Annotated in this window: 10 protein-coding genes; 3 read left to right on the plus strand and 7 right to left on the minus strand. The window is 68.8% G+C overall.

Going from position 1 to position 10,397, the window contains the following annotated elements; all coding sequences use genetic code 11:
- Positions 1–204: 204 nt before the first annotated feature.
- Both ASG88_RS06945 and ASG88_RS06950 read right to left on the minus strand, forming a co-directional pair.
- Positions 205–810, minus strand: a complete 606-nt coding sequence (locus tag ASG88_RS06945) for an ATP-binding protein (protein ID WP_056886707.1) — start codon at positions 808–810, stop codon at positions 205–207.
- Between the two features lie 76 nt (positions 811–886).
- Positions 887–2,764, minus strand: a complete 1,878-nt coding sequence (locus ASG88_RS06950; protein WP_157559602.1) for an endonuclease/exonuclease/phosphatase family protein — start codon at positions 2,762–2,764, stop codon at positions 887–889.
- A 182-nt stretch (positions 2,765–2,946) separates the two neighbouring features.
- On the opposite strand from ASG88_RS06950, the gene ASG88_RS06955 reads away from it, so the two are divergent.
- Genes ASG88_RS06955 through ASG88_RS06965 form a run of 3 tightly spaced genes read left to right on the plus strand, consistent with a single transcriptional unit; the run spans position 2,947 to position 6,249 of the window.
- Complete coding sequence (locus ASG88_RS06955; RefSeq protein ID WP_235534758.1) at positions 2,947–4,023, plus strand: tyrosine-type recombinase/integrase; 1,077 nt, start codon at positions 2,947–2,949, stop codon at positions 4,021–4,023.
- A 40-nt stretch (positions 4,024–4,063) separates the two neighbouring features.
- On the plus strand, positions 4,064–4,417 hold the full coding sequence (locus ASG88_RS06960; protein ID WP_056886710.1) for a helix-turn-helix domain-containing protein: 354 nt from the start codon (positions 4,064–4,066) through the stop codon (positions 4,415–4,417).
- 38 nt (positions 4,418–4,455) lie between these two features.
- Positions 4,456–6,249 carry a hypothetical protein gene (locus ASG88_RS06965; RefSeq protein ID WP_056886711.1) on the plus strand — a complete coding sequence of 598 codons (1,794 nt, stop codon included), beginning with the start codon at positions 4,456–4,458 and terminating at the stop codon, positions 6,247–6,249.
- Between the two features lie 369 nt (positions 6,250–6,618).
- Here ASG88_RS06965 and ASG88_RS06970 read toward each other — a convergent pair whose 3' ends face one another.
- From ASG88_RS06970 to ASG88_RS06985, 5 genes are all read right to left on the minus strand, one after another.
- Positions 6,619–7,005: a YqhA family protein gene (locus tag ASG88_RS06970; RefSeq protein WP_056886712.1), complete on the minus strand. Its 387-nt coding sequence runs from the start codon at positions 7,003–7,005 to the stop codon at positions 6,619–6,621.
- A 178-nt stretch (positions 7,006–7,183) separates the two neighbouring features.
- Positions 7,184–7,492, minus strand: coding sequence for a hypothetical protein (locus ASG88_RS22975; protein ID WP_157559603.1), 309 nt, complete (start codon positions 7,490–7,492; stop codon positions 7,184–7,186).
- Between the two features lie 213 nt (positions 7,493–7,705).
- Positions 7,706–8,884 (minus strand): hypothetical protein, encoded by a 1,179-nt coding sequence (locus ASG88_RS06975; RefSeq protein WP_056886713.1) that lies wholly within the window; start codon positions 8,882–8,884, stop codon positions 7,706–7,708.
- A gap of 52 nt (positions 8,885–8,936) precedes the next feature.
- Complete coding sequence (locus tag ASG88_RS06980) at positions 8,937–9,707, minus strand: hypothetical protein (protein WP_056886714.1); 771 nt, start codon at positions 9,705–9,707, stop codon at positions 8,937–8,939.
- Positions 9,708–10,097: 390 nt separating this feature from the next.
- Positions 10,098–10,391 (minus strand): helix-turn-helix transcriptional regulator, encoded by a 294-nt coding sequence (locus ASG88_RS06985; protein WP_056886715.1) that lies wholly within the window; start codon positions 10,389–10,391, stop codon positions 10,098–10,100.
- Positions 10,392–10,397 lie beyond the last annotated feature (6 nt).

Genomic DNA, 10,397 nt, shown 5'->3' on the forward strand with positions numbered 1-10,397 from the left:
CTTGCGCGAGTCCGACGAGCGCGGCGGGAGTGTGTCCCGTGGGCCAGGCGAAGGCCGCTCCGCTCAGCCAGCATGCGAGCCCCTGCACCACCAGCGGAGTCATCGCCGCGATGAGGAGGCCGACCAGGGCAGCCAAGACCGGGAGCTCCCACGTCAGCGGGACGGGGTGCTCGCGGAACCGGTCGTGTCGACTGCGCTGCATGCTCATCCGGCGGCGCGATCGACGACCTGCCAGCGGTGGACCGGGAGGTCTCGCGCCCCCCGGATGTCAGGTACCACCGCCTCCACGTCGCTCGGCCAGTCGAGCCGTCCTTGAAGACCGTCCCACCCGTCGCTCCTCCGGGGTGCCGCCGTGAGCGGGCGCCCGCCGGGGGGTCTCGGCACCAGGCCGAGACAGCGACACCCGTCGGGCTCCAGCTCCCGGGCGCCAGGACCGCTGGAGGTGACGATCGTCAGGACGTCTGCGCGGACCCGCCGATGAACCACGAGTCTGGCGGTGGGGACCGGCACCGTGTCCACGGTGTCGATCACCGTGAGCTCGCCGGAGGAGGGCGCGACGAGTGCGCGGTCGACGTCTACAAGAGGGAGGACCACCACCGAGCGGACCGTCATCAAGTCGGTGTACTCGTGGGGCCGGGTGGCGAAGATGCGTGCCGTGCGGCGTGAATCGGCGATCCACCAGCGGGTCAGGTACCGGGCCAACGTCGTCTTTCCCTGACCTGGGTCGCTCAGCAGGACCACCACCCAGTCAATCGTTGTCTGGACATGAACGGGTGAGCCGTCCATGCCGTGCCCGATGCTCACCTTCATGCCAGGAGAGGCGGGGACGCCGCTGCCAGGTCGGACAGCCGACGGTGAGTGCGGCAGCGGGGCGCCCCTCACGGGATCAGGTCAGGGTTGTGGCGGCATGGCCGTGGACCGAGACGTGCACGTGGTCGAGGTGGTCCAGGGTGGGGCTACTGACCCCGGTGGGGTGGGAGTAGGTACGCCAGCCCTCGGCGTCGCGGTCCGGTGACCAGATGTGGGCGTCGAAAATGACGTAGGTGACGCCGAGCTCCGAGGCACGGGAACGGACCCAGCGTGCGATCGCCCAACCGGCCTCGTTGCCGGCCGCGGTGTCCCACCGGTCGATCATGATGTCAACGGCGCGGCCGGTCTCGTGGTCGCTGGGGTTGGGCCGGTCTCCGAGGCCTCCGACGGTGTGGGGGCCGAACACGGTGAGCACGCACCGCATGACCCGCAGCGCGTCCGGGGTGAGGCCAGCCTCGGCGGCACCGCCGGCGGCCGCGCAGTCGGCCGGCACCGGCGCCGACGTCGGGGGCACGCAGGCTGGACTCGCGGTCGTGGTGGGGGCGGCGTGCCAGGTGAAGGTCGCGGTCATCAGCCGGTGGTCGGAGTTCAGGATCCGGGTGGACTGCGCGGTCGGGGTGGCGGTCGCGACGGGATAGAAGACGTAGTCGATGGTGCCGCCGCCCCGGTGGGTTGGTTCGCGGCCGAGTAGGTCCATGGAGGTCTGCATCCCGATGTCGGCGAGGACCGACCGGGGGCCCCACGGGTCGTGGGCCGACCACTGGGAGTTGAAGTCGCCGGCCACGAATACTGGGCCCCGTGCCGCCAGTCTCGTCACGACGGCTGCGAGGGTGCTCATCCCGGCCGTGTAGAGGCGCTGGCGCAGCGGGTTGGGTCCGTGGACGGCGGGGTTGATCATGTGGTGCACCGAGACCATCGATACCTGACGGCCGTGGGGATCCTGCAGGGTGGCCCAGGTAGCGGAGCGTCCCGCGTCCCACCGTTGTGGACCGTCGGGGACCAGGAGCTCACGGCCCCCTGCGACCAGGCTCCACCGGTCGGTGCGCCACAGCACCGCCGTGGACCGGGTCTGGCTGGCGGGAACCGTGGGCGGGGCGCGGAACGCGGCGTATCCCGGCGGTGTGATCTCGCGGTCGCCCCGAGGGGTCATCTCGTTCAGGGACACCAGATCGGCGCCGCCGGCCACCGTCGTCTGGAGGTCGGCGCGGAAAGCGGCCGGCGACAGGCTGGCCTTGATGTTGGCGTGCGCGATCGTCAGGGACGAGGCACCGCCGTCCGCACCCGGGGGCGGCGGTGCGGCGTACACCCGCGGGCCCGGCGCGCCGGACGGTCTGGTGAGCGGGTTGGTGAGCCGCGTGGTGAGCCGCGTGGTGAGGGAAGGCGCCGCGCCCCAGAGCCGTGCGGTGAGGGCCGTGGCCAGCGGCCCCCACTGCTCGTAAGCGTCGCGGTACTCATCGGCCGGCCGTTGGACGGCGGCGGCCGCGTCCGTGACCCGCATGGTCTGCCAGCCCGGGACGGCGACCAGTCGGGTGAGGAACGAGGTGGTGGCGTGGGTGACGTCGCGGACCTGCTCGGCACTCCCCCACCCCTGGGAGGGGCGTTGCTGCAGGTATCCCAGGGAGTCGCGGTCACCGTGCGCGAGGTTCCGCAGCCGGGACTCCTGGTAGCCCGCGGCCAGAACGACCACGGCTGCGCGCGGTGTGTCCCTCGTCGCCGGGTAGCCACGCACCGCGGCGACGGCCTGCGTAGCTACCTGCACCTGTTCGGTCGTGAGATCGACACCGGCGATCGCCTCGATCGCGGTGTCCGGGTTGGTGTCGTCGGTGGTGCAGCCGGCGGTGGCGGTGGGGCGGGTGCCGGCGATCATCGCCACCAACAGCACGGGACCCAGCAGCACGAGGATCACGGTGGGAGCGAGCAGGAGCAGCGGGCGGGGCGTCATGGCGGTCGTCATGGAGCTGTCTCTAGGAACTCAGGTTCGATCGGACGCCTGGAGGCCCTGATCTGAGTTCGTGCAGGTCGTGCCGGTTCGACACTCATCAGCACCTGAATTGAAGGATTGTCGCTCTGACTGACGGTTTCGATGTACTGTCGACGCATGATCGCCTCGCTTGAAGTCGGTGACTGATGGGTTTGGTGGCATTGCCGGGTGGCAGCGCTGCTGATCCGGCACTGATAGGTGCGCAGGCAGTCGCGGACTTCGAGCAGGAGCTTGTTGACCAGTACGCGCTGGCGATGTCCGCGGCAGGGCTGACGGACCGCCACATCGGGTCGACCAGGGCGATCGTCATCGAGTTCGCTCGTTCGCTGTCGATTCCCCTGTGGGAGGCAACCTGTGCGGACGCGGACGCCTTCTTGGCCCAGCAGCGCCGGCGGGGGCTCAGCGTGTCGACTCGGGCGGGCAAGGCCGGCGCGCTGTCGGGCTTCTACGACTTCGTGATCGCCCGCTACGAGGGCACCATCCGCCGCACCACCCGTGTCGTGGTCGAGCAACCGATCGATGAGTTCAATCGCCAGTCGGGGGCATCGCTGGGCAGGATCCGGGTGCCGCCGTCGGATGAGGAGATCGACTCGCTGTTCACCGCCTGGCGCGGGTCGGTCCCTCAGGCACGCAAGTACCTGCCGGCGGCCCGCGACTACTTCGCTGCCTCGTTGTGGCGTCGACTCGGGCTGCGGATCAACGAGACCGTGATGCTCGACATCCGTGACTGGTGCCCCGATCTGGGTGAGTTCGGCAAGCTCCACGTCCGCCACGGCAAGGGCTCGGGCGGCCGCGGCCCAAAGCCCCGGCTGGTGCCCGGAATCAACGGCGCGAACCAGTTGATTGACTGGTGGCTGGCCGAGGTCCGCCCGCAGTACGGCGAGGATTGGGCCGACCCGGACGCGCCGCTGCTGCCCTCTGAGCGGTTCGACCGCGACTTGGACCGGTGCGGACGTGTCGGTGCGAACGCGCTGCGCCGCGCCCTGGGAATACAGGTCGAGGAGTGGTTGCCGGCGTGGTCGGGACGGATGACGCCACACGTGCTGCGGCACTACTGCGCCTCGTCGCTGTACGCGGCCGGGATGGACATCAAGGCGCTCCAGGAACTCCTTGGGCACCAGTGGCTGGCGACGACGTCGGGCTACCTCCACGTCCGCAGTGACCACATCGAGCGCGCGTGGAACAGCGCGAGCGACCGCATTGAGGCCCGCCTGGGCCTCCAGATCGACTGACCAAACTGACCCGACTGATGCACTGAAGGAGAGGATCCAGATGCAGTGGAGCCTGCGGCTACGGGCCGCCGAACGAGGGATCTGGAAGTCAGCAGAACTGCGGCGGATGCTGGCAGATGCGGGGCTCGAGATCTCCGCCGGAAAGATGTCGTCGTGGTGGGCAGGGACCCCGCCGACGATGCGCCTCGAAGAGCTCGACGTCCTGTGCGCCGTGCTCGAATGCACCCCGAACGACCTGATGGCAGTAGAGCCAGGCAAGGTCGCCGCGCGCCGTCCCCGCAACACCGACACAGCCAACGGCGGAAACGGGGACGGCGATCCGAACGGCAACGGCGGCACGCCACCGGCGGTCACACCGCGGCTCGGCAAGCCCCGTTCGACCCCACCGCTGTAGCCCGCACACCCATCGCCCACCGAAAGGACGAGCACCGCATGCCGGCGCCCGGCCCCAACGCGGCGTTGCGGCTGCCGCCCAAGTGCAACCGGTGCCAGAGCAACCGCGTCGCGTGGACCAGCCCCCGGGTCGACTTCTGCTATCAGTGCCTGCCTGGCGGCCCATTCGTAGCTCCACCGTGCGGCCGGTGCCGATCCCGCACCGACTACTTCAGCCAGGGGCTGTGCAGCGGGTGCCATCCCCGCAGCCCCGAGCACATCGGATCCTGCAAGGGCTGCCTGGCCTGGGGCGTCTACCCCCGCCACAACTGGACCTGCTGGTCCTGCCGCTGGTGGCAGAGCCACTACCCGAAGGGCACCTGCGCCTACTGCGGCCGCACCGGCCACGTCAGCGACCGACAGGCCTGCCGCCTGTGCCTCGAGAACGCCCGCCTCCAACAGGAGCCCGGCCGAGCACCCGATGTCGCCGCGACGAACAAGCACAGTCAGCAACTGTTCTTCGCCAACATGGTCTTCAAGCGTCGCGCGACACCGCTGCCCGACCACGTCCGCTGGGATGGCCGAAAGTCGACAAAGAACAAGAACCAGCTGCCCTACCAGCCCGGCACCAGCTTCGACGACGATGCGCTCGAACAGCTGACCCTGTTCGACATGGACCCCGACCCCGAGGTGCTGCGCCAACGAATCCTGGTCGAGGACAGCGACCCGACCCGGTACTGCGCGGCCATCGTCGCCGACCATGCCCGCCGCTACGGCTGGAGCGTCAGGCAGCGCAATGCCGTGATCCAGTCCCTGCGGCTGCTGCAGATCCTGCGACCTACTCCCACCGCGAAGGTCCGCGCCAGTGACGTCGTGGCGTTGCGCCGCTACGACGGCACCATCACCTCCACCCTCGACGTCCTCGCCGAAGCCGGGCTCCTGATCGAGGACGTCCCGACCCGGGTCGAGCGGTACTTCAGCGTCAAGTTCATCGAGTCCGGAGCCCTCCCGGACGCCATGCGGGAGCACCTCCAGCTGTGGCTTCAGGTCATGCTCGGCGGCTCTCGACACGCACCTCGCCAGTTGCCCCGCGAACCCGAGACCGTCGAGATCCACATCCAGGGCCTCGCGCCCGTCGTACAGAGGTGGGTCGAAGCCGGGTGCCAGTCGTTCGCCGAGATCAGCGAGGACGACATCGTGGCCGCCCTCGCGACCCTGCCCGCTGGCACCAGCCACCGCCACTTCGCCGAGATCGGCTTGAAGTCGCTGTTCAAGATCCTCAAGGCCCGCCGACTCGTCTTCACCAACCCCATGAAGGGCGTCGACCTCACTCGCGTCGCCACGAATCTTCCGTTGCCGCTGGACCCCGCCTTGATCCGCGCCGAGCTGGACTCGCCGAACCCGGCCGTGGCGCTCGCTGTCGCTCTGGTGGCCTTCCATGGCCTGACCGGCAGGCAGGTCCGTGAGCTGCAGCTGACCGACATCGTGGACGGTCGGCTCCACCTCGAGGGCCGCGACATCCCGCTCGCCGCACCCGTGAGGACCCGGCTGAGCGCCTGGCTCGACCACCGCAGCCGCACTTGGCCGGCCACCGCGAACCCGCACCTGCTCATCAACCGACGCACCGCGCCGCGTCTCGTCCCCGGCGGTCCGTCCTTTCCTTGGAGGGACAGCCGCGTTCGCCCGCGCGCCCTGCGAGAGGACCGCATACTGCACGAGATCCATGCCACCGGCGGCGACGTACGCCGCATCTACGACCTCTTCGGGCTCAGCGTTGAAGGCGCCACCCGCTACCTCAAGACGATCGAGCACCCCGACCTGAGGAACGAGGACCAGTCTGGCAACCGGCCATGACCATGTCCTTTCGTGCCGCGAGGCGCGAGCCAGCAGTCGTCGCAACATCCTCACGCCACGGATAAGCAACCGTGGCGCGCACGAATCGGACACTCTGACGCCACGGACTTTGGTCACGGGCCGCAGCGTGGCGGCTCAGCGTCCCCCTATCCGTCCCCCCGGGCCCTCCGAACCCGGGGGGACGCGGCAGCTCGCGCCACGTTTGCGCAGGTCAAACAGCGTCCCCCCGAAACTCAAAGAAGAGTTCTGAGACCCGGTTGAAACCGCCCCGGTGAGGAGAAGTCATGCAAGCGGATCCCGCACCGGTCACCCTCCGAGCGACGATCGCTCATGGGACAGTCCCAGTAGAACGGCGCCAGTAGGCGCCGCTCAGTGGCGCCAGCGCATGACAAGGACCAGGAGCCCGCCGACGAGAGTGACCGCGATGCCCGTCGCGAGCAACTGTTGCGGCTCTGGGTCCTGGACGAGTTCCTCCAAGAAGCGCACCACCAGCACAAGCACCAAGGTTCCGGCGACCTTGGCTTCGAGTTCGTCGAAAGTGTGCGTTGCCAGACTCTCCGGCAAGGCCAAGTCGCCGACACAGAGCTCCCACAATCCCAAGCCCACTTGGAGCAGCACGACACCGGCGAGGATCGTGTCGATGCTCTCGAAAAGGTAGAGCAAGGCGTCCTCCCGCGTGCCAGTGCGAGAGGTCACAGCTGCGAAGAACTGGACCGCCTTTCCACCTGCCCAGGCGAACGTGGCGGCGCAGACCACCAAGGCAATGACGGATCGATCCGATGGCGGCCAAATGTGGCGTCGATTCCAAGACGCGCCGCAGGGCCGGAGGTCTCGTCATGCCTGGCGACTGATCAGTGGGTGCGGATGTCTCGTGGGCCATGGCGTTCCTTCTGCGGCGGGGTGGGCTGTCCCCGGCGTTCAGAAGTGCGTGGGCCTAACGCGTTCCGGGGGCGTGACGAATCTGCATGATCGCGCCCACGACGATGCCGGCGCCACCGCCCACCATGGTGACGGTGACGGAGGTGGGGTAGTCGCGAAGTGCGCCGAGGAGTAGCAGTGTTCCACCTGCTAGCGCCGTGACTGCTACTGCCGACGAGGCGTCGGTCGCGCGCAACCACATGGTGCCGATGATGGCGATGGTCGTTGCGGCAGAGACCCAGGACCCAGCAGTGTTACCCACCGGATCGTTGGGGAACAGCCCCCACGAGGACCACAGCGCTCCCACCGCGCTCAGCAGGGTCAACAGCCATCCGATGTCTCGAGATGGTGCCAGTGGTGAGGAGTCCTTGCGTGCCGGGGACTGCGGCCGGGGTTCAGTGGGGTGGCCGCCATCGGCTCCCGGTCGGCTGACGCTCACGTGGGCTCCTAGTCGTGTGGGATGTCGGATATAGGCGCACTTGGGTCGCACCTCGCGCGCTGCGTTGCGGTGACGGGCAAGCAGCGTTGCGGCTTCCGTTCACCTGGACCTCAGGAGGGCGATTCCCCCGAACTCATGCAGCTGTGCGTCGTCGACGAAGGCGATAAGGTTGCCGGCCTGGATGGCGTGCTCGAGGAGGTCGTCAATCAGGTCGTGCGACACAGGCCCCCCACCTTCTCCGGGTAGTCGGGGGTGGACGTAACTTTGTTCGACCACGAGGGTGCCCGGGGTCCGGTCTGCCACGGCCATCCAGCACTGGTCCAGCCCGGCTACTACCTGTTCGGGATCGTTGACGGCAGCCTCGCGCAGGCTCTCCAGCGTCTGCTGACCACGTCGGTGCAGGTAATCCTCCAGACACAATGCTGATGCGCTGAACAACTGGTCCGGGTTGTGGGCCGTGGGGCCGACAACGGCGCCCGCGAGCCGATGCAGCCACCGCGCACTGTTCTTCAGCTCGTTCACGAGTGCCGCGTCGCCGGCCAGCACGAGCGGAGCCGGACGCTCTTCGCATAGGCGTGCCATGCAGGTATCGATCCGGGCGAGCAGGTCGGTTCGGTCGCCGGCCCCGCGCTCCGCGGCGCGCCCGAGACCCGATCTTGGGTCCGACCTGTGGAGGTTCGGCGAGGCCACCAGCCGCGCAGTGCCTACGGGGAGGCGCTCGACCGTGTCGAGCAGCGTGACGTGTGCGGCAACCCAGTACACGCGAGCTCCGAAGTCGTCGACGCGTAGGACCAGGTGCGGCGGGGTCCGGTGCAGCGCCCGGAGCAGGTCACGGGTGGCGAAGGTGGACTCGACCACGACCTTCTGATGGACCGCCACCGGAAGAGCCCAGGCTCGCGACACGCTGTGACTGACAAAGAGCCCGAGAGCGTTCTGCGTCATCGAGTCCTGGGCGATGCGGGCCTGTCGCCGCAGTTCGCACATCAACCGCTCGCGGTCACCCAACGGTTGATCGTCGAGGCGTCGCTCGGCGTCGAGGAGCAGGCCTGCGAGGCGTTCGCGGTCCGCGATCGCCATCCGTGCAGCCGGGGTCGTCGGCATCAGCACGGAGATGCAGGGGTCACCACCGGCCGCGGTCAGATGCGCGGCAGCCTCCGGGGTGAGGTCTCGCGGGATGGCTCGGCCGCCGCCGACGACGTGGTCGGCATCCGTGGGGAGGGTCGACTCCTCCATATCGGGGGCGTGGACTGAGGCGCCGCGACTGTCACCGTGGATCATGATGCTTCTCCTTCCGGATGCTGCGGTGCGGTGGTACGCCGCTCGCGGACCGTCATCGCTTCGGTCTGACCAACTGACGTGTCCATCGACTCCGGCCCGCCGTGAAGTTGGTCCTGACGACGTCGATCCGCACGAGCGGGGTTCCCGGCCACAGCTGGGCAACCTCCCCTTCGCGGTCGGCGACGTCGAGTGCCATGCGTCGTTCCCACAAGAGGTGCAGCTCAGGCTCGCGCGACACCGGTGAGCGAGGAGGCACCGTCAGCGCCAAGTGGACCTCGCATCCGACGGACACCCAGCGGTGGAGCTCGTCGATGACCTCCCACTCCAGTGGTTCCGCCGCGGCGGCGAGCACGTGAGGCCTGCCCTCGCAGCGTCGAGTCTTCTCGGGGGACGTCGCGTCTGGGTGGGGATCGGGCTGCGCCACGAGCTCGTCGAGCGGACGCTCGGGCTGCGATGGGCGTCCAGGTCCGCCGACCCCGCGCCGCCACGCCCACGCCTCCCACCACCCCCTCAGCGCGCCCGGACGGTTTTGGAACCTCACCATCACGCGACTCGCGTCGGGTCCCAAGACCCAGGCGAGGTCTGCGAGACGATCGCGCACGTCCGTATCCGCCCCGGAGGCGCTACGCCGCCGCATGAACGCGAGCAGTCCTCGGTGCGGGATCGTCAGGGTCACGTGCACGCAGCCCTCGTCCCGGAGGTGACCTGCAACCTGGTGCAGGTCCTGGCGTGACAAAGCACCCGAAACCGGCAGTCGCACGTGGGGGTGGAACGGGTCGCCGCTCTCGGGCATCGCAGCTACAGGCAGCTTGAGGAGCATCATGGACGCCTCCCCCCCGCGTCGACGTACGGGCCGTCGGGGCCACCGTCGGGCACGGACCCGGAGGACGCATGTCGCCGGTTGCGCCGAGCCGCAGCGACCCCCTGTCCGCGACGCACGCCGATCCAACCGACGTCACGAGCCCACCAAAGGCCCAACCAGAGAATCACTGCCAAGAGGATGAAAAGGTCGTCCATGCTGATCACCACCGTTGTCGTCGGTCCGGGCCGCGTTGCCCGGATGGTGATCAGGAGTGGTCTCTCCCGTCCCGGTGTGGAACCCGGTCGCCGGGCCGATCAGTCGGGCTGATCAGCCGTGGTGACGTGCGACCGGAGGTGGGGTACTCCCCAACCCTGATGTGCGATCAGTTTATCACGAAGCGCAGTTCGTATGTCAAGGGGTGGCGGTGGTCTTGTTGACGAGGTCGACGAAGGCGCCGATGGTGACTCCGGATTCGAGGTCGTGGCGGAAGTGGGAGTCGCGGGTGACCCGGTATCGGTTGCGCCGACCGACTTTGTCCTTGTCCACGTAGCCGTGCTTTACCAGGTCCGCGACGATCTGCTGCACCGCCCTCTCGGTGATGCCGACGGCGTCGGCGATGTCGCGGGTCCGTGCGTCCGGGTTGCGCGCCAGGGCGACCAGGACGTGGCCGTGGTTGGACAGGAAGGTCCAGTCGTCGCGCGTCATGACGAC

The sequence above is a fragment of the Nocardioides sp. Soil777 genome, from assembly GCF_001428425.1.
GTDB lineage: Bacteria > Actinomycetota > Actinomycetes > Propionibacteriales > Nocardioidaceae > Nocardioides > Nocardioides terrigena.

Coding starts and splice junctions, on each gene's coding strand:
- ASG88_RS06945 (WP_056886707.1), bottom strand. CDS start 810: ATGAAGGTGAGCATCGGGCACGGCATGGACGGCTCACCCGTTCATGTC.
- ASG88_RS06950 (WP_157559602.1), bottom strand. CDS start 2,764: ATGACGACCGCCATGACGCCCCGCCCGCTGCTCCTGCTCGCTCCCACC.
- ASG88_RS06960 (WP_056886710.1), top strand. CDS start 4,064: ATGCAGTGGAGCCTGCGGCTACGGGCCGCCGAACGAGGGATCTGGAAG.
- ASG88_RS06965 (WP_056886711.1), top strand. CDS start 4,456: ATGCCGGCGCCCGGCCCCAACGCGGCGTTGCGGCTGCCGCCCAAGTGC.
- ASG88_RS06975 (WP_056886713.1), bottom strand. CDS start 8,884: ATGATCCACGGTGACAGTCGCGGCGCCTCAGTCCACGCCCCCGATATG.
- ASG88_RS06980 (WP_056886714.1), bottom strand. CDS start 9,707: ATGATGCTCCTCAAGCTGCCTGTAGCTGCGATGCCCGAGAGCGGCGAC.
- ASG88_RS06985 (WP_056886715.1), bottom strand. CDS start 10,391: ATGACGCGCGACGACTGGACCTTCCTGTCCAACCACGGCCACGTCCTG.